Origin of the sequence: Nocardia vaccinii NBRC 15922, assembly GCF_001613305.1 — a bacterium.
GTDB classification, from domain to species: domain Bacteria; phylum Actinomycetota; class Actinomycetes; order Mycobacteriales; family Mycobacteriaceae; genus Nocardia; species Nocardia vaccinii.
In genome coordinates, this window is record NZ_BDCC01000005.1 from 1 (window position 1) to 24556 (window position 24556).

Genomic DNA, 24556 nt, shown 5'->3' on the forward strand with positions numbered 1-24556 from the left:
CCTCCGCGAAGGTGCACCTGACCGATGCGCCCATCGGGACGCCGACCGGAATCCGGCGTTGATCGGCGACGAACCCGGACGCCGACCGGGATCTCGGCGGTCATCCGGCAGCCGGCCTGAGCGGCGAATCCCAACCCGGCCGCGATGGGGATGCCGACCCGGCCCGCCGTCGGATACGAATTCGAACGGTTCGGTCCGGCCGAGACCACCGTCCCCGCGCGACGCAGCCGAATGACGACCGTTCCACGGGCGATGCGGACACGACAGGCGCGCCGGACAACAGACACGTCAGGTGCGGACCGGACGACCGCCGACCCGAACGACACGGGTCGGACGACGTGGGGCAGGGCGGGCAAGGCGGGTCGGGCGGACACGTGAAACGAACGGACACCTGAAACGAGCACAAGCGGATTGGGCGGACAAGTGTGGGTGCGGGCGGCGGAGGGGAGCCGGCGACGTAGGGTGGCTCAGCGTGACTGGGCGCGGGCACGAGACGCTGTGGGGCCGGATTCGGCCTGCCGCGTACAGCCTGGTGTTGGCGTTGATCGTGGCGGGGCCACTGCTCGGGCCGGGGTATCTGCTGTTGCGGGACGGGGTGAGTACGCCGCGGTCCTATCCGACCGATTCGGCCCTCGGGTTGGGTGATGCCGCGCCGCGGGCCGTGCCGCAGGACTGGTTGCTCGCGACGGTGTCGTCGGTCGTGGACGGCGGGATCGTGGTGAAGGCCATCCTGGTCGGTGCGCTGTGGGCCGCCGGATGGGGCGCGGCCGCGTTGTCCCGCCGACTGCTCGACGTCTCACTCGGACCCCAACTGCTGGCCGCCACCGTCGCCGTATGGAACCCCTATGTGGCCGAGCGCCTGCTTCAGGGACATTGGAGCCTGCTGGCCGGATACGCCGCCTTGCCGTGGACCGTACTGGCGGCCTATCGAATCCGCCGCGGCACAGACGAAAGAGCCACTAGCACAAGGTATTCGGGTCCGAATCCCCGCAGCGGCCGCGAGAGCGCGCCCGAGGATGCGAGCAAGCACGGCCGGGCGACCGAACCCGGCGAGACCAGCGCACATCCAAGGGCGGTCACACCGAACCGGGCGGGCACACGTCCGGAGATGAGCGAGCCTATCCGGGCCGGCGCGAACAGGCGTGGCCCGGCGATTCGGATGTGGTTGGGGCTGGGGGGTTGTCTGGCGGCGGCGGGGTTGACGCCGACCGGGGCGCTGTTGGCGGGGTGCGCGGCCTTGGTGGTGGTCGGGCGGCGAAAACTCGTTGGGACGCTGGCGTTGTGGTGTGTCGCCTCGGCGCCGTGGCTGGTGGCGGCCGCACTGTCAGGGACGGGGGCCGAACCGTCGGATCCGGCGGGGATCACGGCGTTCGCCGCGCGCGCCGAACCCGGACTCGGCACGATCGGCAGTCTGGCCGGACTCGGCGGAATCTGGAACGCCCAAGCCGTACCCGGTTCGCGTACGACGTTGTTCGCGCTGGTGGGGACGGTGGTTCTGCTGCTCATCGTGGCCGCCGGAGTCCGCCGCGTGGCCGCGCCCGGTGATGCCGCCACCCGATATGTCCGTCGCGCCCTGCTGATCCTCGCGGGCGCGGCCATCCTGTTCCCCGCACTCGGCGCGACCGGCTGGGGATTGCAGCTGGGCCAATTCCTCGTCACCCGCATCCCGGGCGCCGGATTGCTCCGCGACACACAGAAATACGTCGCCCTCGCCATGCCCGCCTTCGCCCTGTGCGCCGCCGCGAGTTGCCGCGAAATCGCCGCCGGATTCCGATCGGCACCCGCGGAGCAGGCCGCGGACGACGTCGCACGACGGACCGAAACGGCCGAACCCACGGGCGGGGGTGGCGGCGGAACGGGTTGGGTGGCGGCGGTGTGCATCGCTCTGTTGATCGCGGTGCTGCCGGATCTGGCGTGGGGAGTGGGTGGGGCGATGCGCGCCGTGCGGTATCCGGCTGGGTGGCAGGCGGTTGCGGAGCGGATGGACGGACCGGGGGACGTCGCGGTGCTGCCGGGTGGGATGTTTCGCGAATTTCCCTATAGCGGCAGGGTTCCCGTGCTCGATCCGGCGCCGCGGATGCTGCCCCGGGACGTGCTGCAGACCGGAGAGCTGCCGGTGCGGGGCGGCAGCGTCGCGGGGGAAGGCATGCGGGCGCGAGTGGTGGAACGGTTGCTGCTGGACGGCGCGTCACCGGCCGAACTCGCGGCGCACGGGGTCGGCTGGGTTCTGGTGGAGCACACCTCACCCGGACCGCTCGGCCGTTCGAGAGCGACTCTGGACCGCTTGACCGCCGGGTACGCCGACCACGAGCTGAGCCTGTATCAGGTACCGCATCCGCACGACATGGCAGCGAAATCCCCGGGCGCACACCGGTTCATCGCGATCGCCGCGCACCTGGCCTGGGCGTTGCTGCTCCTGGCGGGTGCGCTGGCCGCGGCCTGCGACCGATGGCCTATTCGGCTTCCCGGACGCGCGGAGCGACCAGACCGCTGACGTACCGACCCCGCGCGGCGGCAGACAACACCTCGTGCACGCCGTTCGCGGTCAACTCCCAAGAGAATTCCCGCGCACGAGCACGAGCCTTCTCCCCCATGACCGTTCGGGTCTCGGCGGTGGCGAGCAGTTCACCGACGGCCTCGCTCAGCTGCTCCGGATCGTCCACCAGCAGCCCGGTCACCCCGTCCACGACCGAATCGGTGAGCCCGCGCGAACTGCGATATCCGACCGTGGCCACCCCGTGCTGCGCGGCCTCGATCACCGCCAGCCCCCAGCCTTCCTTGCGCGAGGGCAGCACGTGCACCCATGCGCGCGAGAGCAATTCGTGTTTGCGGGCCTCGTCGACGTGACCGTGGAAGGTCACCGATCCGGCGATATCCAGTTCGTGTGCACGGCTTTTCAGATTCTCCGCCCACCAGCCGCCGCCGATGACGTCCAGGTGCAGTCCGGGGTGCCGGGCCCGCAGCGCGGCCACGACGGCGAGCGCATCCTCGATCTGCTTGTGCGGCACCAGCCGCGAGAGCACCACGATGCTCGGATACGACGTCCGGGTCTGCGCCGCACCGGTCGGCACCTGTGCCGGAACGGGTTCGGCGCCGTTGCGCACCACGGCGATTCGCGATCTGTTCACCCCGAGCGAGGCCAATTCCTCGGCCGAGGGCAGCGAGACCGTCAGATACTGATTGCGCCGATGCGCCCACGGCGACAGCCGCGATTCGATCCACCAGCCGATCCGGCCCACCCAGTGCCCGGCGACCGGCCACTGCTCACGATGACCGTGATGCACCAGCACCACCGCGGGCGCACGCGTCACCGCACGCGCGAAGAAGGGGATGCCGTTCTGCGTGTCGATCACCGCGTCGGGCCGCACATCGCGCAACGGCCCGAGGCCGAATCGCCCGAGCAGCATTGCCGCCAAGGCTCGCGGATACACCGTGTAACGACCACCGGCCCGGCTGATCTCGATCCCGTCGACCCGCTCCCGCCGCGCCGCGCCCGGATATCGCGCGGTACGCAAGGTCACCTTCACCCCGCGGGCGGCCAGATGTGCCCCCACCTGCTCCAGATACCGCTCACTACCGCCCCCCTGCGGATGCCCGGTATCGCGCCAGCACAGCAGCAACACCTCCCGCACACCGGCACTCGCCCGCACCGCAGGCACGAAATTCGCGCCTCCGGGATCGGCAACTCGAGTCACTGCGGACGGCCCGCGAGGTCCGGGGTCGAGCACTGCGCACTCCAGATGGTTCTCGGAACGGATGAGGTGACAATCCGCTCCACCCTAGCGGCAGGATCCGCTCTCGAAGATGTGGGATCTCTATGGAAAGCTCGAGACACCATGCTTCGAGCCGACCGCACCGGGCTGCGTCCCATCCCTGAACGCCGCACCACCACCGCACTCGCCCGCCGCGTCCCGGCGTGTCTCACCCGCCGGGCCGCCACATTCGGCCGGCGCGCCTCCCCGAGCTTCACCCGGCGCGCAACATTGCGCCGATCGCTGCGTCTGCTGAGCAGTTTCCGCTTCGAGCAGACCGATCCGGCGCTGTTCTACGGCGGAATCGCCGCCGACACCGCCGAACTGATCGCCGACTTCTATCGCGATCTCACCGGCTGCTCGCTGACCGGCGCGACGGTGCTCGACGTGGGCGGCGGGCCAGGCTATTTCACCGACGAGTTCACCGCGGCGGGCGCGCGCTACCTGCCGGTCGAGCCGGACCCGACCGAGATGCACGCCGCGGGCCTGAGCGTGCGCGGCGCGGTCCGGGGTTCGGGAATGGCGCTGCCGTTTCGCGACGACGCGGTGGACATCTGTCTGTCCTCCAATGTGGCCGAACATGTTCCGCACCCGTGGCGGATGGCCGAGGAGATGCTGCGAGTGACCAGACCGGGCGGTCTGATGATGCTGTCCTACACCGTGTGGGCGGGTCCGTTCGGAGGCCACGAGACCGGGCCCTGGCACTATCTGGGCGGGGAGTACGCGGCCCGGCGCTATCGACGTCGCACCGGCCACGAACCGAAGAACCGCTTCGGCACCTCCCTGTTCGCGGTGCGCACCGCCGACGGGCTGCGCTGGGCGGCGCAGGCGAGCGACCGCGCCGACGTGCTGGCCGCGTTTCCGCGCTACCACCCGCGCTGGGCCTGGTGGCTGGTGCGCATACCGGTCATCCGGGAACTACTGGTCAGCAACCTGGTGTTGGTCGTCGTCAAGCGGTGACCCCACATTCACCCGCGATGCCAGAACCTGCGTCCGGCAACCCGCGTGGATTCGTCCCACGGCGGTTCCTGCATGGCCAACCCCACCGTCTCGAGCGGTGTCAGGCCCACCGAACCGGACAACTCGCGCACCGCGGCAACCGCCTCCGCGGCCTGTAACGCGGCCGTCGCCTGCTCCAGCGTCAGTGTCCGTCCGGGCAGGAAGGATACGACCCACCCGCCGGTACCGACGGATCTTGCCTGGTGCGGCGTCTGATCACTGGTCATCAACGATCTACCGACTACTTGCACCGCCACGACTCGGACTCCCCTGCAATTGCATCTGAAAAATCAGCCAAAGCAGCTAGCCATCAGCATGCTCCGTCGCGTGGCGAAACGCAATAGTGCGTTCTACGAAAAGCGAACCGGCAGGTAGGGTTTCGAGACTCGGGATGCCTGGAGATAACCAGCGTGATCGCTGTGGCGAGCGGAGCTCACTTCGGCATCTGCACTCGTAACATCGCCGCGGGAACCTGCCCCGGTCGGCGCGGAGCATCGACGACCTCGACCTCCCACCCGTCCGGCAGCGCCGCCTGCAATTGCCGCGCGGCCCGGCGCATCGGCGTACTCGCAGGGGACAGCTCGAATTCGGCTGCCTGCGGAACGACGGGCGAATCGAACTCCAGCTCGGTCATGCCCACGCACCTCCATGGTCGGACCGCGCCGACGTGGGACGGAAATGATCCACCGAGACGGCGAGGCATTCAGTTCAGCCGATTAGTTAATATTCCGCAATCGAACCGGTCGGACATGAGATGTAGAACACATTCGAGAATAAAGCACAGAAGCCCGATTCATACCCATCCGGGCCGGACGAATCGATGGAAAAACTCACACCGCTCGACTACGGCGCGCGAGAGGCCTACCGGTACAAGCAAAACCGCCCGTACCGTCGGCAAGACGGTACGGGCGGTGAGTATTTCGCGGCGACTCAGCCCAGACGCTCTTTGAGCGCCTCGAATTCGTCACGCACACCGGACGGCAACTTATCGCCGACGAACTCGAACCACTCCTCGATGAGCGGAATCTCCCGGCGCCATTCGTCCAGATCGACCTTCAGCGAGGCATCGACATCGGCCGGATCCACCTTCAGGCCGTCCAGATCGAGGTGCGCGGCGGTGGGCACATTGCCGACCGCGGTCGACTCGGCCTCGGCCTTGCCTTCGATGCGGTTGACGATCCACTCCAGCACGCGCGAGTTCTCGCCGAAACCGGGCCACAGGAAGCGGCCGTCCTCGCCGCGGCGGAACCAGTTGACGTAGAAGATCTTCGGCAGCTTGCCGGCGTCGGCGTTCTTGCCCAGGTTGATCCAGTGGTTCATGTAATCGCCGACGTGGTAGCCCATGAACGGCAGCATCGCCATCGGATCGCGACGCACGTTGCCGACCTTGCCCTCCGCGGCGGCGGTCTGCTCCGAGGACATGGTCGCGCCCATGAACACACCGTGCTGCCAGTCGAAGGACTCGGTCACCAGCGGGATGGTGGTCTTGCGCCGGCCGCCGAACAGGATCGCCGAAATCGGCACGCCCTGCGGATCGTCCCATTCCGGAGCCAGCGTCGGGCACTGCGACATCGGCGTGCAGTAACGCGAATTCGGGTGCGCGGCAAGGGTTTCGGTCTCGCGCAGGAACCAGTCGTTACCCTTCCAGTCGATCAGGTGATCGGGCTCGCCCTCGAGGCCCTCCCACCAGACGTCGTGGTCGTCGGTCAGCGCGACGTTCGTGTAGACGGTATTTCCGGCCTCCAGAGTGGCCATCGCGTTCGGGTTGGAGTTGTGGTTGGTGCCGGGAGCGACACCGAAGAAACCGAACTCCGGGTTGACCGCGTACAAGCGGCCGTCCTCGCCGAAACGCATCCAGGCGATATCGTCGCCGAGGGTCTCCGCGCGCCAGCCCGGAACGGTCGGCTGCAGCATCGCGAGGTTCGTCTTACCGCATGCGCTGGGGAACGCGGCCGCGATGTAGTAGTTCTTGTTCTCCGGCGAGATCAGCTTGAGGATCAGCATGTGCTCGGCCAGCCAGCCCTCGTCGTGGGCCATCGCCGAGGCGATACGCAGCGAATAACACTTCTTGCCCAGCAGGGCGTTACCGCCGTAACCCGAACCGTAGCTCCAGATCTCGCGATCCTCGGGGAAGTGGGTGATGTACTTGGTGTCGTTGCACGGCCATGGAACATCTGCCACGTCGCCCGTCAATGGCGCACCGACCGAGTGCAGGGCCTTGACGAACGGCTTGTCCGTACCCAGCTTCTCCAGCGCGGCCTTGCCCATGCGGGTCATCACCCGCATCGAGACCACGACGTACTCCGAATCGGTGAGCTCCACACCCAGTTTCGGGTCCTCGGCGCCCAGCGGGCCCATGCAGAACGGCACCACGTACATGGTGCGGCCCTTCATCGAACCGCGGTACAGCTCGGTCATGGTCTTGCGCATCTCGGTCGGATCGACCCAGTTGTTGGTCGGTCCCGCCTCGGCCTCGGTGCGCGAGCAGATGAAGGTGCGCGACTCCACCCGCGCGACGTCGGAGGGGTCCGACAGCGCCAGGAAGGAGTTGGGCTTCTTCGCCTGGTTGAGCCGCTGGAACGTGCCGGCCTCGACCAGCTGCGTGGTCAGCTTGTCCCACTCCTCCTCGGAGCCGTCCGCCCACACGACCCGTTCGGGCTCGGTGAGTTCTGCGACCTCCCGCACCCAGGCGAGCAACCCCGCGTGCTCGGTAGGTGCGGTGCCATCGGATCCGTGAAGACCAGGAATGGTCACTGAGGTCATGAAAACTCTCCTGAGATGGGCGGCCGGGGTGCTGTGAGCGAGCAGCCGGAACAGCTCACGACACCGGAACAGCCACCATTGGCGGTAGGCACCCGTTCCGTCTCGCCGACTTCAGGGCGGCATAAGAGTAGGAGCGGATGCCGTTGTTCCTTAGATAAAGAGGTTAACGCGATGTGACGGTGAGTACGGAATGGGGTTGCTCACTCGGTACCCCGGCAACATGGTCATCAACCACGGCCGCGAGGAATATCACGAAAAGTCTGTTTCCGAGAAATACGCAGGCCCAGGAGTTATGGCGATGATGACAGCGAACTCGCCGCGACACGAAGAGCAACTGCGTTCACCGAGTTCGTCATCGCTGCGTACGAGCGGAATCGAGGATCTGGAGATCGCGTCGGCAGGCGGCCAGTTGTGCGGGCTGGCGAGAATTCAGCTCTCGCACTCGCGACTCCAATTCCGCGATGCGGCGATCGGTTTCGACCACGCGCGCGGTCGTCGCGCGGACCGCCTGATCGGTGAGTTGTGATTCTGCCTCCACCAGTGCGGTCGACATCCGCTGTTCGAGTTGGGCCTTGACGTTCACCAGAGCGTCGGAGACCCATTGACGCATATGCGCTCGATCGGCGATATGGCCGCGGGCGCGCACCACCCAGTAGGCCACGGCCGCGCCGAGTAGCAGGGTGACCGGGATGGTCGCATAGTTCAACGCCGGGACCAGCGTCAACGGCGCGACCGCCAGACGACCCAGACCGAATCCGCCGGACGCGCCCAACGCGATCATCAGGTGGTCTTCCACGCCCCGGTGCCGGGGTTCGGGATCGGGGCCCAGCCTCGGCGGCGGGTCGGTGCGGGGCACCGGCGGCCGGGCGGGCGCGTCGGGTGTGGGCCCCGTCGCCGCCTCGAGCTGCCGCGACAGCTCGTCGAGGCGGTGCGCGAGAACGGCATCGAGTTCACCGGTCAGTTGATTCACCGACTGCTGCAGCTCGGCGGGGTAGGTCTTGGTGCCGCGGCGGCCGAGGCGGTCGAGGTCCGATCTGGCGGTGGCGTTCAGCGCGCGGATGCGGGCGCCGACGTCGTGCAGCAGATCCATCCGCGCCAGATGCATGCGGTTGCGCAGCGCGGCCATCGCCTGGGTCCGGCCGCCGTCCCGGGCGGCCAGCAGCGTCGCGCGTTCCTCGCGCAGGCGGGCGACCTCGGCGCCGGAGTTCAGCTCGGTGGACTGGCCGACGATGCGCTGCCGGGTGTCGGCCAGCACCTGGTTCAGGACCGCGGCCAGGCGGTCCTGTCCGCCGTCGGCCGCCGCGGTCAGCCGGGCGTGCAGCACGCCGAGGCCGGACCGGTCCAGCAGCGCGGCGTCGCCGGATTGGCGCGCGGCCACCGACAGTCGGGCCGAGACCGGTACGACGGCCGGATCGCCGCCCAGCACCGGAGTCAGCAGGGCGGTATTGCGGTCCAGGACCGCTCGCCAGTCCGGATGGGCGTGAATGTTGTTCATGGCGAACAGGGTCCGAGTCCCGTTCGAACGCAGCCGGGACACCGTGCTCAGGGTGCTGGCACCGAGTGCGGCGCCCGCGTCGAGCAGCAACAGCGCCACCGCGGGCGCGGCGCCCGGATCCACCATCGGATCGGTCAGGGCGATGCGCGGTTCGAAACGAGCCAGTTCGGTGCGCAGCAGCAGGGTGCTGGCGTCGGCGGGGCCGATCAGCGCGACCGCCTCGGCGGCGGGCGGCGCGGGAGCGGCCCCGTCCGCCGCGGGGCCGCTCGCGGCCCGCAGCAGTGCCGCGCCCTGCGGGTTCCAGCGTGCGAGCACCGCCTGCACTTCCGGCGAGAGCGAGACCGCGGCGGAACTCGCGGGCGGGTCAGAGTCCGGCACTGCTCATCCGCTCGAACAACCGGACGTATCCGTTGTGTGCGCGCAGTGCGGCACGGCGGGCCGCGGCGGGCATATCGCTGGACACCACCGCTCGCCAGCGCTGAGCGCGGGCGATCGCGTCGTCGGCGTCGGCCGGATACGGCGACGGGTAGCCCGCGGCCAAATGGACGACCTCCGGACAGGCCAATCCGGCCCGCAGACCGGTCCACAGGGCCTCGTCTCCGGCCAGATAGTCCTCGATCAGATCCCGCGCCCGGCCCGCGCCCGCACCACCGGCGCGGGCGGCCAGGCGGGCCAGCTCGTCGAGGAATTCGCCGCCGCGCTGCTCGGCGGACCGCTCGTAGCGGCGGTGCAACAGGGTGTGGACGGCGTCGATACCGCTGACCGCGTGAAGTATCTGCCGGATCGTCTGCGGGCCGAGGTCCGGATCGCGCTGTAACGCCGCCAGCGCGGTCGACACTCCGAACAGACCCCAGCGCGCGATCACCGCTTCGCGGTCGGCGGTATCGGGGCCGAAATCCGCGGAGCAGAACAGTTCCGCGGTCAGTGTGAAGGACGGATCGGTCGTGGTGGTGTGCCGTCGCAGCGTGGTCAGGTCCTCCTGCGACGGCGTGCCGGATCTGGTCCGCACCGCCAGCTCGGACACCACCGGCAGGGTCGCCATGCCAATCTCGTAGGCGCACTGGTCCACCGCCGCCACCGCATCTCCCCAGCGGGAACCGACGGCATCGGCCTTGTTCAGCACCACGACGGTCCGATCGCGCGGCAGCCGGGACAGCACCGCGCGATCCCCCGGCTGCAACGCCGAGGACAGCACGTAGACCAGCAGATCCGCGTCCAGCACCGGATCAGGGCGGCCCGGCTCGTCCACCGGGGTCGTCTCCTCGGCCGAGATCAGCGCCAGCGCCTGCAACAGGGTGGACTTGCCCGCGCCCGCCCGGCCCGTCACCTGGATGCGCACCGGACGTCGCCAGGTGCTCGCGGCGGCGGCCACCTGTTCGGCCACCCGCGGATCCGTGCCCGGACCCGTGCGCAGATTCGCGATCAACTGATCGAGTTCCGGTGCGGATCCGCCCTGTTCGGCGACCGGCCCGGCTGCCACGGAGTCTGTCGGCACAGTACTACCCCCTTCCGGCGGGCAATTCTCGCAGAACTCACCCGGATTGTCGGCATGGACCACCGTATCCACCCCGCCGAATATCGAACCTGAACCCCAGCCCGTCAACCGCCCACCTCCAGCCGCACCCGGCACGATGAGAACGCCCTGTTCCCGAACCGCGGACAGGGTGCGGTTCCGAGCACGGTGTGCGATCCGTCCGAGGCACGAAAAGGCGGATCGATCAGTACTTGTTGTGTCATTGATCACAGGGCGCAATCGGGAATCGACCTCGGATGCCGGGTGTCTTATTGAGACACAGCACAATTCGGATGTGGCGCGGTTTCCGGGTGAACACCCGGTCGCCTACTCTGAGGCCGTCGGCGGCACCGCCGATGTGGGGCAGGGCTGTGCCCGGCACCGGTCCGCGCGGACGGGTGCGGGGAAACGGCCTGGTCACCAGGCTCAGTGAGGAGGTTGCGATGACCGTCATCGAGGACGTCATCGGACAGGGCGACGCGGTATCCGGCGGCCGAAGCACGATCGACGCGACGCGGCCGTTGCTGCCGTCGCGGGACCCGTTCCTGATCCCGCCGGCCGATCTCGGCCGCTACGCCCCCGGCACCATCCTGCGCAGTCGTGCGGTGCGGATCGGACTGTTCGGCCTTGTCCCGCAGCGCGTGTCGGCCTGGCAGTTGCTCTATCGCAGCACCGATATGCACGGCGGGCCCGAGGTCGCGATCACCACGGTGCTCCTGCCCGACGGCGCGGATCCGGACGTCGAACGCCCGCTGCTGGCCTTCGAATCGGCGATCGACGCGACCGCCGAACAGTGCGCGCCGTCCTATGCCTTGCGCATGGGCGCGGTCGCACCCGGCTCGATCACCCAGCTGGAATGGGTGCTCGTCGCGGGCGCGCTGCAGCGCGGCTGGGCGGTGAGCATCGCCGATCACGAGGGCCCGAACGGTAATTTCGGCGCCCCGCGGGAACCCGGCTACCGCTCCCTGGACGGCATTCGCGCCGCACTGCGGTTCGCCCCGCTGGGCCTGCACGCGCGGACCCCGGTCGCGGTGTGGGGCTATTCCGGCGGCGGGATGGCCGGATCCTGGCTGGTCGAGATGGCCCCGGTCTACGCACCCGAAATCGATATCGTCGGTGCGGCGCTCGGCGCCCCGGTCGGCGATCCCGGACACGTGTTCCTCGGCCTCAACGGCGGACGCTTCGCCGGCTTCCCGCCGATCATGATCGGCGCGCTGCGCCGCCTCTACCCGGCGCTGGACGAACTCCTGGAGGCCGAACTGAACACCGAGGGCCACCTGCTGCTGGAACTGGCCGGCCGTTCCGCACCGATTCTGGCGCTGTCCCGCCTCACCGGACACGATGTCGGCGACTATCTGGGCCGGCCGCTCGCCGAGGTGCTGGCCGAACCTCACATGTGCGCGATGTTCGACGACCTGCGCCTGGGCGGCCATATCCCGAACTGCCCGATACTGATGATCCAGCCGGTGAACGACCAGATCATCAGCGTGCGCGCCATCGACGAGCAAGTCGCGCGCTACCGCCGCGGCGGCGCGCACGTCACCTATCTGCGCGACCGGCTCAGCGAACATCTCACCCTGCTGCCGCTGGCCACGCCGCTGAGCCTGGACTGGCTCGCCGACCGGATCGCCGGACGTCCGCTGCCCGAGCCGAGCACCCGCACGGTCTGGTCGGTGGTGACCGATTCGTCGAGCTGGCGAGGTCTGCTCGAAATGACCGTCACCGCAACGCGAGTCGTGCTCGGACGACCATTGCGCGGCGAGTCGGGCCCGCAATCCAGGCCGGCCCGCACGCTGGCGGCCTGATCGGACGTCCAGGAAGGGTTGCGCGGTCGCTTGCTGTGCTGATCATCCGATACTGGACAATGGACGCCGTGAACGACGCCGCGAACCACACTGCAGAGCCGATCCCCGGGCCGCGGTCCACGGCTTCGACGACGGTCGACCGTGCTGGCAGCGCGCCGGATCCGGCCGCCTCGGGAACCGCCGGACCGAGCCACCCGACCGGCTCGCGCCTCCACCCCCGCGTCACCAGCTTCCGCTCCCGCCGCGGCGCACTCACCGCTACGCAGCAGCAATCCTGGGCGCGGATGTGGCCGCGAATCGGCCGCGACGCCTGCGACGAACCGCTCGACGCGGCGGCCTGGTTCGGCCGGCAGGCCCCGCTGATCGTCGAGATCGGCTGCGGGACCGGCACGGCGACCGCCGCGATGGCCCAGGCCGAACCGCAGTTCGATCTGATCGGCATCGAGGTCTACAAGCCGGGCCTGGCGCAATTGGTGCAACGCATCGAACGTGAGGGCATCGAGAACATCCGACTGTTGCGCGGCGATGCGGTGGACGTTCTCGAACATATGATTGCCAAGGATTCACTGACCGGTGTACGGGTGTTCTTCCCCGACCCGTGGCCCAAGGCTCGGCACCACAAGCGCCGCCTGCTGCAGCCCAGCACGATGACGCTCATCGCCAGCCGCCTGCGCCCCGGCGGAATCCTGCACGTGGCGACCGACCATGCCGGTTACGCCGAGCACATCGCCGCGGTCGGTGCGGCGGAACCGCAGTTCATCGGCCTCAACGAGGCCGCCGGCGGCGATCGCGACAGATTCGCCGAATCCGCTCCGATCGGCTTCGACCGGCCCGTGACGAAATTCGAAAGTAAGGCGCATCGGGCCGGAAGCGACATCACCGAGCTGATTTGGGGGAAGATCGACTCATGAGCGTGCGAAGCGAGCGAACAGTTAGCTCAGCCATTCCCGCCGTCGGTGGTGCGCTGTCATGACGGTCAGCGAGATGGACCATGACGTGATGGACGTCTCCGAGATGGTGCACAACGCTCCGTCCGGACGCGCGCCGTCCCCGTCCGCGGCGAGCTCCGGGGCCGGATCGACTCCGCAGGGCAGCGGGACCGACGTGCGACGAGTGCTTCTGGTCTGGGACGCGCCGAATCTCGACATGGGCCTGGGCGCGATCCTGGGCGGGCGTCCCACCGCGGCGTACCGGCCGCGCTTCGACGCGCTCGGCCGCTGGCTGCTCGCCCGCACCGCCGAACTCTCGGTCGGCGGCACAGGCCGGGTGGAGGCCGAAGCCACGGTATTCACCAATATCGCACCCGGCACCGCCGATGTGGTGCGGCCCTGGGTGGAAGCGTTGCGCAACGTCGGTTACGCCGTCTTCGCAAAACCCAAGATCGACGAGGATTCCGACGTCGACAGCGACATGTTGGCGCATATCGAATTACGCCGCCGCGGCGCGGGACTGGCCGGAATCATGGTCGCCTCCGCCGATGGTCAGGCGTTCCGCGAACCCCTCGAGGAGATCGCAGCGGACGGTGTCCCGGTACAGGTGCTCGGATTCCGCGAGCACGCGAGCTGGGCCGTGACGTCCGATATCCTCGAATTCATCGACCTCGAGGACATCCCGGGAGTGTTCCGCGAACCACTTCCGAGGGTCAGCCTCGAGTCGCTGCCCGACGAGGGAGCCTGGCTGCAGCCCTTCCGGCCGCTGTCCGCACTGCTCACCTCCCGCCCCGCGCAAGGAGTCGCTTAAAGTGTTCACCCGCTGGGGCGATTTGGTCTACCGATTCCGTTTTGCCGTACTGGGCGTGATGGTGGCCGCACTGCTCGGCCTGGGCGCGTTCGGCGTCGGTTTGGACAAACATCTCAGCTCCAGCGGATGGGACGATCCCGGTTCCGAGTCGACGCAGGCCGCCGAGCTGCTGGACTCGACGTACGGGCGCGACCACACCGGTGACGTCATCGTGCTGTACACCGCGCCGGACGGGAAGACCGTCGACGATCCGGCGTTCAGCAAGCCGATCATCGAGAATCTGACGAATCTGCCCAAGCAGCATCCGGATGAGATCGACAAGGTCTACATCTCGCCGTGGAACGTGCCGGGCGCGGCGCAGTTCTCGCCCGCGGTCACCGTCAGCAAGGACCGCAAAGTCGCCTTCGCCGCGATCGAACTGAAGGGCGACGACGACACCTCGACGATGAACAACTACCGGGAGGTCAAGGGCGCCTTCGATATTCCCGGGGTGAATGTGCAGGTCGCGGGTCTGCAACCGGTTTCGGGCACGCTGAACGACACCATCGCCTCGGATCAGCGGCGGATGGAGGTCCTGGCCATCCCGGGCGTGGCGATCCTGCTGTTCTTCATCTTCGGCGGTGTCGTCGCGGCCGCGCTGCCGCTGATCGTGGGTGGTCTGACCGTCATCAGCGCCAACGGCATCGTCATGGGCATCACCAAGTTCACCGAGGTGAACTCGTTCGTGGGCGCGGTGGTCTCGATGATCGGGCTGGGCCTGGCGATCGACTACGGATTGTTCATCGTGAGCCGGTTCCGCGAGGAACTGGCCGACGGATACGACACCCGCGCCGCCGTGCGGCGCTCGGTCATGACCGCCGGACGGACCGTCGCGTTCTCCGCGACGATGATCATCGCGGCCAGCGCGAGCATGCTGCTGTTTCCCCAGGGCTTCCTGAAATCCGTCGCCTACGGCACGATCGCCACGGTCGCCCTCGCCGCGGTCGCCTCGCTGACGATCCTGCCCGCCATCCTGAGCATCCTCGGCAAGCGCGTGGACATGTTGGGGCTCAAGTGGTTCCGCAAGACCAAGACCACCGAGGAAATCGAGAACGGCTTCTGGGGCCGCAGTACGCAGTGGGTGATGAAGCATCCGCTGAAGGTCGCGGTGCCGCTGTGCATCGTGCTGCTGCTGCTGATCATTCCGGTGAAGAACCTGCAATTCGGCGGGATCAGCGAAACCTATCTGCCGCCGGACAATCCGACCCGCGTCGCGCAGCAGCAGTTCGACGAGTTGTTCCCGACCCGGCGAACCGATCCGATCAACCTGGTGATCGTCACTCAGGACTCCACGAAGATCTATTCGATTCTGCAGCAGGCGGATCAGGCTCCCGGACTGACCTCGCAGTTCGCGATTCCCGGACAGCCGCCCACCGGATCGGACGTCTGGAAGACCTCCACCACGCTGACCGGCTCGGACAACGCCAACGCCACCATCGACTATCTGCGCTCGATGAGCGTGCCCGACGGCGTGGACGTGTACATCGGCGGCACTCCGGCCATGCAGAAGGACAGCGTCGACGCGCTGCTGAACCGGATGCCGCTGATGGTGGTGCTGGTCGTCTTCGTCACCACGCTGCTGATGTTCCTGACCTTCGGTTCGCTGGTGCTGCCGATCAAGGCCGCGTTGATGAGTGCGCTCGGACTCGGCTCGACGCTGGGCATCCTGACCTGGATATTCATCGACGGCCATGGGGCCGGGCTGATGAATTTCACGCCACAACCGATCATGTCGCCGGTGCTGGTGCTGATCATCGCGATCATCTACGGCCTGTCCACCGACTACGAGGTGTTCCTGCTCTCCCGCATGGTCGAGGCGCGCGCGGTGGGCGCGAGTACCACCGAGGCGGTCAAGTCCGGCACCGCGCAGACCGGGCGGATCATCACCGCCGCGGCGTTGATCCTGCTGGTGGTCACCGGCGCGTTCGCCTTCTCCGATCTGGTGATGATGCAGTACATCGCCTACGGCATGGTCGCGGCGCTGCTCATCGACGCGACGGTGATCCGCATGCTGCTGGTGCCCGCCACGATGAAGCTGCTCGGTGACGACTGCTGGTGGGCACCGGCCTGGATGAAGCGGATCCAGGCGAAGGTCGGCTTGGGCGAGCCGATGCTGGGCGATGAGCGTCCCGGCGGCGGCGAGGTGGTCGACCTGGTCAAGACCACGCCCGTCACCGATCCGGTGACCATGCAGATCCCGATGATGCCGGACGGGACGCCGGCCAAGTCGAGTCGTAAACCCAAGCGCGCCAGGTTCATTCGACATGCCGACCCGGAGGCGCCGACCGAGCGGCTGGACACTCCGGCTTCCCCGGACACGGAGGCGATGCCGGCCACCGAGTCGAAGACCATGGAGTCGAAGACCACGGCGTCGAAGACCACGGCGTCGAAGACCACGCGCAAGTCGCGGGCCAAGTCCCGGATCCTGCCGCCGCCGGGCGTGCTGCAGCGGCCCGACCCGCAGGAATCCGGCGACGACAGCGCGGCACCCCCGTCGGCCGAACCGACCCCGCCACAGTCCTCGCTGAACCTCCCGGGCGTCACGCCGGTGGCCGCCCGCAGGACGACGGCTCGGCCGCCCGAGATCTCACCCCCGCGCAATCTGCCGCGTCCGCCGGTGCCGCCGGGTTCGGGCATGTCGGATCAGGCGGAATCCGGTACGACGCCGGACGCGTCGGCCGATCCGGCCGGTGCGACCCCGCGCATTCTGCCGCCGCGCCCCGAACAGACCGGGGTACCGCCGCATCCGGCCGCCCGCGCCCAGCGTTATCAGGCGCACGATGAGGCCGGACCGACCGCGGCCGAAGCCGCGGTCCCGCCGGGCGATCCGGTGGCCGATGCGCAGACCGCCCCGACCCCGACCACCCACGCCGCGCCGGCGGACTCTCGCCAGGAGGCCAGCCGGAGCAGTATCGAACAGTGGATGGCCGATCTGCGCTCCTCTCGCAACCGCCCCACTCAGCCCGGCGATTCCGAGGAGGGCAGGCACCACGGCGGCGGTAGTAACCGGACCGTCAGCGTGAACGAACTTCTGCGTCGTCAGAATCGCGAGTGAGCACCGCGCTCAGCCGGTTACCGTGCCGCACGGATGAGAATCCGCATGTCGCATATATGCCATCCGGCGCAAATACGTCGGCGTTGCGATACGCCCGTCGGCCGATCAGAATCCGGACATCATCCGCCGCCACTGCACCGCGAGCGGCTGTTTGGCGGTGACCGAGCCCAACCGCAGCCGGCCGTGCACCACCACGTGCAGCGGCCCGATCGGCGGTCCGGTGCGCACCTTGTTGTTCACACTGGACCCGATCAACTCCAGGCCGTCCACGTCGACCGTGGCCGCCCCGGGCAGGATCAAGGTCAGCGAACTGCAGAAATCGTCCATGCGCAGCTCCACCACCTGCGTGGACATCACCGCCTGGGTGAAATCCAGGCTGACGCTGGAGCAGTAGTTGTTCAGGTACATCGTCGGCGGCACATGCCACGCGCCCTTGCGGCTCACCGAGGAGATCCGCGAGCGGATGGTCGCCGACGAGGCGGGCGGAGGTCCGGGCTGCGCATACGAAGGCGCCGCCCGACCGGCCGGATCGGGCTGACCCACCAGACGCACCCCCGGCAGATCGATCAGCACCGCGTTGAGTTCACCGCGGGTCTTGGCGGCCAGCGCGGTATCCATTCGTTCGGTGAACTCGCCGAGCGAGAGCATCCCCAGCCCGACCGCCCGCTGCAGCAGCATCCCGACATGTTCGCGTTCCGCGTCCGAGACCCGCAGATCCCGATCGCCCGCCGCACCCCCGGTCTCGGGAACCGGCCCGGCGGAAACCGTTTCACCAGCCATGACGTCAAGGCTACCGACGTCACGGCCTCGGCACATCAGGGCGATCCCTGATGTTCCGCCCGATACGAACCCCCGGTCAGCGTGTGGTCGACGACACGGCAAACCGGCATTCCCGTCCGGTGCGCACACGTGCCCACGGCGATCGCGGCGGTTAGGCTCGGCCGGGTGAGTGACGTTGATCCGGACCGGGACGTAGCCGATGCGCGGGACTCGACGGCGCGCGAGGGCGGGAACGGTCGACGGATCGCGGCCGACTCGGTACATCCGTTCGTCCGGGTGAGCGCCGAATGGTGCTGGCGGATGCTGGTCATCGTGCTCGCCGTCGTGGTCATCGGCTATCTGTCCCGGCGGCTGGCCACCGTGGTCATCCCGGTCGCGATCGCGCTACTGGTAGCGGCGCTGCTGGTGCCATTGGTGGATCTGTTGCAGCGGCTGGGCGTGCCCCGCTCGATCGGGGTGTTCGTCTCGCTGGTCGGCTCGCTCGGAGTGATCGCCGGGGTGTTCACCTTCGTGATCGAACAGTTCGTCACCGGTGTTCCGCAGCTGGCCAACGAATTCAAGACCAGCGTCCAATCCATACAGGACTGGCTGATCAACGGCCCGCTGCACCTGAGCAACGACCAGATCCGCAATGCCGGCGACACCATCGTGAAAACACTGGAGCGCAATCAGGATTCGCTCACCAACGGCGCGCTGACCACCGCGGCGGCGATCGGCGAATTCCTCACCGGCACCTTCCTGACGCTGTTCATCCTGATCTTCTTCCTCTACGGCGGCAATCAGATCTGGGATTTCGTCACTCGCGTGGTGCCGACCCCGCAACGCGAACGGGTGCGCACCGCCGGGCGCCTGGGTTTCGGGACGCTGATCGGATTCGTGCGCGCGACCGTCGCGGTGGCCGCGGTGGACGCGATCGGCATCGGCACCGGCCTGGCCATTCTCGGGGTGCCGCTGGCGCTGCCGCTGGGCACGCTGGTGTTCATCGGGGCGTTCATTCCGATCATCGGTTCGCTGCTGGCCGGTTCCATCGCGGTATTCCTGGCGTTGATGACCAAGGGCCTGGTCACGGCGTTGATCGTGCTGGGCATCACGGTCGCGGTGATGCAGTTGGAAAGCCATGTGCTGCAACCGTTGCTGCTCGGGCGCGCGGTGCGGATCCATCCGCTCGCGGTGGTACTCGCGATCACCACGGGCGTGGTGCTGTACGGCCTGGTCGGCGGTCTGCTGGCGGTGCCGTTCGCGGCCGTGATGAATACCGCGATCCACTCGCTGCTGTCGGGCAGTCCCGAGGAGCTGTATCAGGAGCTCAACAGCGGTGCGCCACGACAGCCGATGTTCCACGCCCAACCCGATGAACCCGATCCGGATCGGTACCGGCTGCCCGATCCCGGTGCGGGCGAGGCTGATTCGAACGAGACCAAGTCCAGCAGGTCCGACTCCGGCGAGACCTCGGCGACCGAGGACACCCGCTGACGGGTGCGTTCGATGGGCAGCTGGACGCACCGCGAGACACGGGCGCCCGCGGGCGCGGATACCGGGGCCACCGCGCCGCTATGGCGTGCTGCGCAGGCATTTCGACTGGTCACCGCGCTCTATGCGATCGGTCAGCAGATCGCGTCGGCACCGCACTACCGCCATCCCGGACTCAGCTGGATTCTGATCGGCCTGCTCGTGCTGTGGTCGATCGTGTCGGCGATCTTGCTGTCGCAGTGGCGGATCAGCGCGTCGGCGCGGGTGCGCACGACGGTGGTGATCGGGGATCACCTGGTGGTGATCGCGCTGATGGCCGCCACCCGGCTGGTCGCCGATTACGCCTGGTTCCACGGGCATCAGACCGTGCCGACGACGTTGTGGGCGGCCAATGCGGTGATCTCCGCGGCGATCGCGTCGGGGCCGGTGGGCGGAGTGCTGTCGGGTGTGCTGATCTCGGCGGTGAGCATCGTCGTTCGCGCGCAATGGGAATTGGATCTGTGGTCCGACGCGACCGCGCCGATGCTGGTCTCGGTCGGCTTGGCGCTGGGCCTCGCGGCCGACACCGCCCGCCGTGCGCACCGCCAGTTGCAGCGCGCGGCCCTGCTCACCGCGGCCGCCCGCGAGCGCGAACGGCTCGCCCGCGAGGTGCACGACGGAGTGTTGCAGGTACTCAGCTACATCAAACGTCGAGGTAGCGACATCGGCGGTCCCACAGCGGAATTGGCGCGGCGGGCCGCGGAACAGGAAGTGGCGCTGCGGGTGTTGCTGTCCGAGCAGAGCACGCCCGTGCCCGACGTCCCGGAATCCGCCGACGCCGAACAGGATCTGCGCGCCCTGCTGACCGCCCACGCCTCGCCCACGGTCGCGGTCTCGGCCCCGGGAGATCCGGTTCGGGTTGCCCGCGAGACCGCCCGCGAACTCGCCGCCGCGGTGGCCGCCGCTTTGTCCAACACCACCCTGCACGCCGGCTTGGACGCGAAAGCCTTTGTCTTGCTGGAGGATACCGGCGACGAGGTGATCGTCTCGGTGCGCGACGACGGTCCCGGTATCCCGGACGGACGCCTCGCCGAGGCCGCCGCCCAGGGCAGAATGGGAGTGTCCCGATCCATCCTCGGCCGCATCACCGCCCTCGGCGGCACCGCCGACCTGCGCACCGACGACGGCACAGAGTGGGAATTCCGTCTCCCCCGGCACCGACCGACCCGAGAGGGATGAGATGAGCTCTACGGCACAGCAGGTTTCGGTGATGGTTGTGGACGATCACCCGATGTGGCGGGACGGCGTTTCGCGGGATCTGACCGAGGCCGGATTCCAGGTGAGCGCCACGGCCGACGGGGTGGCCGCGGCCGGGCGACGCGCCGCGGCGGTGCACCCCGACGTGGTGCTGATGGATATGCAACTGCCCGACGGGAACGGTGCACAGGCCACCGGCGAAATTCTGCGGGTATCGCCGGACAGCCGGGTGCTGGTGCTGTCGGCCTCGGCCGAGCGTGCCGACGTCCTGGACGCGATCAAGGCCGGGGCCACGGGTTATCTGGTCAAGAGCGCGTCGGCGGCCGAGCTGATCGCTGCCGTGCGCGCCACCGCCGCAGGTCAGGCGGTTTTCACTCCGGGTCTGGCCGGTCTGGTGCTCGGCGAGTACCGCCGCATCGCCAGCGCGCCCGCCGACCGCGACGCGCCACACCGGCCCGCCCTCACCGACCGGGAGACCGAGGTTCTCCGATTGGTCGCCAAGGGGCTGTCGGCCAAACAGATCGCCGCCCGGCTGAGCCTGAGCCACCGCACGGTGGAGAACCATGTGCAGGCCACGCTGCGCAAACTCCACCTCGCCAACCGGGTGGAACTGACCCGCTACGCGATAGAACAGGGCCTCGAATAACGTCCCGGCACAGCGGGACACCGGTCCGGACAGGGTCACGGACCCGCGAACGCGGCTACGACGCGCTGTAGATTGGTGACCGTGTCACCGTCCCCGCGAGCCGTATCCGCCGCACCGCCCACATCTCGGTAGCAGACATGGACTCGACACATCTGGAAGCGGTCAAGCAGACCATGCGCACGCGCTGGCCGCTGTACCTGGCTTCGATGCTCGGCGCCAACGCCTTCGGCGCGATCCTGGTCTACGCCTTCATCCAGTACGGCCTGCCCGCCCCCGAGGGCTCCCCGACCGGCGTGCGCCGCACGGGTCTGCTGGTGCCGGGCCTGGTCTTCGTGATCGGCGGCGTGCTCAGTCTGACCGCCTCGGCGCTGATGCTGCGGCCGGTGATGCGCTGGCAGGTGCGCGGCGGACCGCCGAGTCGTCAGGAGCAGATGGCGGCCCTGCACGCCCCGCTGCGGCAGTCGATCGTGCATCTGCTGCTGTGGCTGGTGGGCGGCGCGGTGCTGGCCGCGACGATCATCGTGGACACGCCGCAACTCGCGGGCGCGGTCATCGTCACCGAATGTATGGCCGCCACCATCGTGTTCGGTTTCACCTACATGCTGGGGGAGCGGATTCTGCGTCCGGTCGCCGCGCACGCGCTGTCGACGGGCACGTTCGATCACACCCTGACCCCCGGCGTCGGCACCCGGATGGCGATGACCTGGGGGATGGGCACATTCGCGCCGGTGATAGCGATCGTGCTGCTGTGCACCACGCAGATCACCTCGCAGGTGCACTTCTCCTCGCGGTCACTGGCGGTGTCGATCCTGCTGCTGTGCGGTGTGGTGATCATGCAGGCGCTGGCGTTGTCGATGCTGACCGGCGCGAGCATCTCCGATCCGGTGCGCCAGCTCTCGCGGGCCATCGACCGGGTGCAGGAGGGCGCGCGCGACGTGCAGGTCGAGGTGTTCGACGGTTCCGAGATCGGCCTGTTGCAGGTCGGGTTCAACCGGATGATGGAGGAGGCCGCGCAGCGCCGCGAACTACAGGAGCTGTTCGGCCAGCACGTCGGCGAGGAGGTCGCCCGCCGTGCGCTCGAGTACGGCACCGAACTCGGCGGTGAGACCCGGTTCGTGGCAGTGCTGTTCGTCGATATGGTCGGCTCCACCGCGACCGCCGCGGAACGCCCGCCGACCGAGGTGGTCAGCCTGCTCAACGAATTCTTCCGCGTCGTGGTGGATGTCATCGACCGGCACAACGGCCTGATCAACAAGTTCGTCGGCGATGCCGCGCTGGCCATCTTCGGCGCGCCGCTGGACCGGCCCGACGCACCCACCGCCGCCCTGGCCGCCGCCCGCGACCTGCGCGAGGCATTGCGCGAGGTGCCCGGCCTGGACATCGGCATCGGCGTCTCGGCCGGACTGGCCGTCGCCGGGAACATCGGCGCGGCCAACCGCTTCGAGTACACCGTGATCGGCGACCCGGTGAACGAGGCGTCCCGGCTCACCGAACTCGCCAAGGAGCGTCCCGAACGCGTGCTGACCTCGGGCAGCGCACTGTATTTCGCCGATCTTTCCGAACAGGCGCACTGGGAATCGGGCGAAGAAGTGCAGTTGCGCGGCCGCCGCCGCACGACCCGGCTGGCCTGGCCCGTCTCCGGTGCGGACGGTGACCCTACTGTCGCTCCGCCGCACTCATTAGGCTGACCCTTGTGACGGCCCATCGCGAATCAGCCGGTGAACCCGTGCCGGTCCCGGCACGGGCCCGGCGAGGCCGATTCTGGTGGGTGAAATGGCTGCTCGGTATCGCGGTTTCGGCCCTGCTGATCACCGAGGGCATCTACATCTATCCGCGCCTGCACGAATCCTGGAAGAACCTCACCGAACTGCACTGGGGCTGGGCCGCGGTCTGCGTACTCATGCAGGCGATCTCGATGAGCGGATTCGCCCGCATCCAGAAACAGCTGATGAACGCGGGCGGAGTGCAGGTGAGCCAGCGCCGATCGCTGTCGGTGGTCTACGGCGCGACGGCGATGTCGGTGACGTTGCCCGCGGGCCCGATGTTCTCCACGGCCTTCACCTACCGCCAGACCCGGCGCTGGGGCGCGAGCCCGATCGTGGCCTCCTGGCAGCTGGTGTTCTCGGGTGTGATCGGCGCGGCGGGCATGGTGCTGCTCGGGTTGGGCGGTGCGGCGCTGGTCGGTGACCGGGTCGGGCCGTGGAAGGTGGTGCTGTCACTCGGCGCGCTGGTCCTGATCGTGGTCGCGGGCAATTACGCCTCCGGAAATCCGGGCTCGCTGCGGGCGGTGCTGCGCCGAATCCTGCATCTGATCAACCGGATTCGCCATCATCCACCGGAAGCGGGGATGGATCGGATCGAGGAGATCCTGCATCAGCTCGAATCGGTCGAACTGGGCCGACGCGACGGTGCGCTGGTCACCGTCTGGGCGCTGATGCACCGGCTCGGTGACGTGGCATGTCTGGGCGCGGCCTGTTACGCGGTGGGCGCGCAGCCGCGGGTTGCCGCGCTGATGATCGTGTTCAGCATGGGTAAAGCGGTCGGCAGCATCCCGTTCGCGCCCGGCGGGATCGTCTACGTCGACGCGATGCTGATCTACGGGCTTACCGCCATCGCGGGCCTGCCCACCGCGCAAGCGGTCGCGGCGGCGGGGGTGTACCGGCTGGTCAGCTTCATTCTGGTGGCGATCATCGGCTGGATCGTGTTCGCCTTCCTGTTCCGCGGGCGGCAAGCCGGTGATGCCGAGTACGAGAAGGAATTCGAGGAACGTTCCCTGCTGGCCGATCAGCGATCGCGCGGGGAGAACCGGGCCGCCGCGGTCGCCGACGACGAGGAGCCACCGCCGGCCGGGTGAGCGGCATGCGGCGATTACGCTGACCGCGTGAAGAAATTGGTGCCGTTCATCGTGGACGTGGTGTTGGTGATCGTGTTCTGCGTGATCGGCCGACGCAGTCACCACGAGGGCATCATCAGCGCCGGACTGTTCCGCACGCTGTGGCCGTTCGGGATCGGGCTGCTGCTGGGCTGGGCGCTGGCCCCGCTGCTCGGCGCGCGCGGCCGGTTCGACGACGTACTGGCACGATTCGGCGCCCGGGTGCTGTGGCCCGCGGGTGTGACGGTGTGGCTGTCGACGTTGATCATCGGCATGGTGCTGCGGGTGATCAGCGGTCAGGGGATCGCGTTCAGTTTCGTGCTGGTGGCCGCGTCGGTGCTGGCTGTGTTCCTGCTCGGCTGGCGAGCGGTCTGGAAGGCGCTGAGCTGAC

At 68.4% G+C, this 24556-nt stretch carries 19 protein-coding genes and 1 pseudogene; 12 read left to right on the forward strand and 8 right to left on the reverse strand.

Annotation, left to right across the window (positions count from 1 at the left end; genetic code table 11):
- Positions 1 to 287, reverse strand: a pseudogene (locus NV1_RS45015) (hypothetical protein); the annotation flags it as partial.
- 185 nt (positions 288 to 472) lie between these two features.
- On the opposite strand from NV1_RS45015, the gene NV1_RS45415 reads away from it, so the two are divergent.
- Positions 473 to 2494: an MmpA family trehalose lipid delivery protein gene (locus NV1_RS45415; protein ID WP_245713498.1), complete on the forward strand. Its 2022-nt coding sequence runs from the start codon at positions 473 to 475 to the stop codon at positions 2492 to 2494.
- On the opposite strand, the gene NV1_RS00980 is transcribed toward NV1_RS45415, so the two are convergent.
- Positions 2454 to 3632: a glycosyltransferase family 4 protein gene (locus tag NV1_RS00980; protein ID WP_067884992.1), complete on the reverse strand. Its 1179-nt coding sequence runs from the start codon at positions 3630 to 3632 to the stop codon at positions 2454 to 2456. The two genes, NV1_RS45415 and NV1_RS00980, sit on opposite strands and share 41 nt — an antisense overlap.
- Before the next feature lie 204 nt (positions 3633 to 3836).
- Here NV1_RS00980 and NV1_RS00985 point away from each other — a divergent pair, with 204 nt between their 5' ends.
- On the forward strand, positions 3837 to 4712 hold the full coding sequence (locus tag NV1_RS00985) for a class I SAM-dependent methyltransferase (protein WP_084524953.1): 876 nt from the start codon (positions 3837 to 3839) through the stop codon (positions 4710 to 4712).
- Between the two features lie 8 nt (positions 4713 to 4720).
- Here the strand turns inward: NV1_RS00985 and NV1_RS00990 are convergent, their stop codons facing one another.
- From NV1_RS00990 to NV1_RS01010, 5 genes are all read right to left on the reverse strand, one after another.
- Positions 4721 to 5008, reverse strand: a complete 288-nt coding sequence (locus NV1_RS00990; RefSeq protein ID WP_067884510.1) for a hypothetical protein — start codon at positions 5006 to 5008, stop codon at positions 4721 to 4723.
- Positions 5009 to 5184: 176 nt separating this feature from the next.
- Entirely contained in the window at positions 5185 to 5385 is a 201-nt protein-coding gene (locus NV1_RS00995; protein WP_067884512.1) for a hypothetical protein, read from the reverse strand.
- Positions 5386 to 5681: 296 nt separating this feature from the next.
- Entirely contained in the window at positions 5682 to 7514 is a 1833-nt protein-coding gene (locus tag NV1_RS01000; RefSeq protein WP_067884513.1) for a phosphoenolpyruvate carboxykinase (GTP), read from the reverse strand.
- A 352-nt stretch (positions 7515 to 7866) separates the two neighbouring features.
- A complete protein-coding gene (locus tag NV1_RS01005; RefSeq protein ID WP_067884515.1) occupies positions 7867 to 9387 on the reverse strand; it encodes a hypothetical protein in 1521 nt (506 codons plus the stop codon).
- Positions 9374 to 10504 (reverse strand): GTPase family protein, encoded by a 1131-nt coding sequence (locus NV1_RS01010; RefSeq protein ID WP_067884996.1) that lies wholly within the window; start codon positions 10502 to 10504, stop codon positions 9374 to 9376. Before NV1_RS01010 ends, NV1_RS01005 begins: the two co-directional genes overlap by 14 nt.
- A 461-nt stretch (positions 10505 to 10965) precedes the next feature.
- On the opposite strand from NV1_RS01010, the gene NV1_RS01015 reads away from it, so the two are divergent.
- From NV1_RS01015 to NV1_RS01030, 4 genes are all read left to right on the forward strand, one after another.
- Positions 10966 to 12327 carry a lipase family protein gene (locus NV1_RS01015; RefSeq protein WP_067884998.1) on the forward strand — a complete coding sequence of 454 codons (1362 nt, stop codon included), beginning with the start codon at positions 10966 to 10968 and terminating at the stop codon, positions 12325 to 12327.
- A gap of 59 nt (positions 12328 to 12386) precedes the next feature.
- On the forward strand, positions 12387 to 13238 hold the full coding sequence (gene trmB / locus NV1_RS01020; RefSeq protein ID WP_067885000.1) for a tRNA (guanosine(46)-N7)-methyltransferase TrmB: 852 nt from the start codon (positions 12387 to 12389) through the stop codon (positions 13236 to 13238).
- Between the two features lie 88 nt (positions 13239 to 13326).
- Complete coding sequence (locus NV1_RS01025; protein ID WP_067885002.1) at positions 13327 to 14067, forward strand: NYN domain-containing protein; 741 nt, start codon at positions 13327 to 13329, stop codon at positions 14065 to 14067.
- A gap of 1 nt (position 14068) precedes the next feature.
- Entirely contained in the window at positions 14069 to 17161 is a 3093-nt protein-coding gene (locus NV1_RS01030) for an MMPL family transporter (RefSeq protein ID WP_067884517.1), read from the forward strand.
- 105 nt (positions 17162 to 17266) lie between these two features.
- On the opposite strand, the gene NV1_RS01035 is transcribed toward NV1_RS01030, so the two are convergent.
- Complete coding sequence (locus tag NV1_RS01035; protein ID WP_067884519.1) at positions 17267 to 17941, reverse strand: DUF1707 SHOCT-like domain-containing protein; 675 nt, start codon at positions 17939 to 17941, stop codon at positions 17267 to 17269.
- Between the two features lie 300 nt (positions 17942 to 18241).
- On the opposite strand from NV1_RS01035, the gene NV1_RS01040 reads away from it, so the two are divergent.
- The 6 genes from NV1_RS01040 to NV1_RS01065 all read left to right on the forward strand — a co-directional run bounded on the left by NV1_RS01040 (position 18242) and on the right by NV1_RS01065 (position 24555).
- The gene (locus NV1_RS01040) at positions 18242 to 19414 is read left to right on the forward strand and encodes an AI-2E family transporter (protein ID WP_084524991.1); all 1173 of its coding nucleotides are present in this window, start codon (positions 18242 to 18244) and stop codon (positions 19412 to 19414) included.
- A 12-nt stretch (positions 19415 to 19426) separates the two neighbouring features.
- A complete protein-coding gene (macS, locus tag NV1_RS01045; RefSeq protein ID WP_067884520.1) occupies positions 19427 to 20629 on the forward strand; it encodes a MacS family sensor histidine kinase in 1203 nt (400 codons plus the stop codon).
- A gap of 1 nt (position 20630) precedes the next feature.
- Entirely contained in the window at positions 20631 to 21293 is a 663-nt protein-coding gene (locus tag NV1_RS01050; protein WP_067884522.1) for a response regulator, read from the forward strand.
- Positions 21294 to 21430: 137 nt separating this feature from the next.
- A complete protein-coding gene (locus tag NV1_RS01055; RefSeq protein WP_174557392.1) occupies positions 21431 to 22981 on the forward strand; it encodes an adenylate/guanylate cyclase domain-containing protein in 1551 nt (516 codons plus the stop codon).
- Between the two features lie 5 nt (positions 22982 to 22986).
- The gene (locus NV1_RS01060; protein ID WP_067884524.1) at positions 22987 to 24147 is read left to right on the forward strand and encodes a lysylphosphatidylglycerol synthase transmembrane domain-containing protein; all 1161 of its coding nucleotides are present in this window, start codon (positions 22987 to 22989) and stop codon (positions 24145 to 24147) included.
- 27 nt (positions 24148 to 24174) lie between these two features.
- Complete coding sequence (locus tag NV1_RS01065) at positions 24175 to 24555, forward strand: DUF3054 domain-containing protein (RefSeq protein ID WP_067884526.1); 381 nt, start codon at positions 24175 to 24177, stop codon at positions 24553 to 24555.
- Position 24556 lies beyond the last annotated feature (1 nt).

Coding starts and splice junctions, on each gene's coding strand:
- NV1_RS01040 (WP_084524991.1), top strand. CDS start 18,242: ATGCTGGTCATCGTGCTCGCCGTCGTGGTCATCGGCTATCTGTCCCGG.
- NV1_RS00985 (WP_084524953.1), top strand. CDS start 3,837: ATGCTTCGAGCCGACCGCACCGGGCTGCGTCCCATCCCTGAACGCCGC.
- macS (WP_067884520.1), top strand. CDS start 19,427: ATGGGCAGCTGGACGCACCGCGAGACACGGGCGCCCGCGGGCGCGGAT.
- NV1_RS01025 (WP_067885002.1), top strand. CDS start 13,327: ATGGACGTCTCCGAGATGGTGCACAACGCTCCGTCCGGACGCGCGCCG.
- NV1_RS01035 (WP_067884519.1), bottom strand. CDS start 17,941: ATGGCTGGTGAAACGGTTTCCGCCGGGCCGGTTCCCGAGACCGGGGGT.
- NV1_RS01055 (WP_174557392.1), top strand. CDS start 21,431: ATGGACTCGACACATCTGGAAGCGGTCAAGCAGACCATGCGCACGCGC.
- NV1_RS01015 (WP_067884998.1), top strand. CDS start 10,966: ATGACCGTCATCGAGGACGTCATCGGACAGGGCGACGCGGTATCCGGC.
- trmB (WP_067885000.1), top strand. CDS start 12,387: ATGGACGCCGTGAACGACGCCGCGAACCACACTGCAGAGCCGATCCCC.
- NV1_RS00995 (WP_067884512.1), bottom strand. CDS start 5,385: ATGACCGAGCTGGAGTTCGATTCGCCCGTCGTTCCGCAGGCAGCCGAA.
- NV1_RS01050 (WP_067884522.1), top strand. CDS start 20,631: ATGAGCTCTACGGCACAGCAGGTTTCGGTGATGGTTGTGGACGATCAC.
- NV1_RS01000 (WP_067884513.1), bottom strand. CDS start 7,514: ATGACCTCAGTGACCATTCCTGGTCTTCACGGATCCGATGGCACCGCA.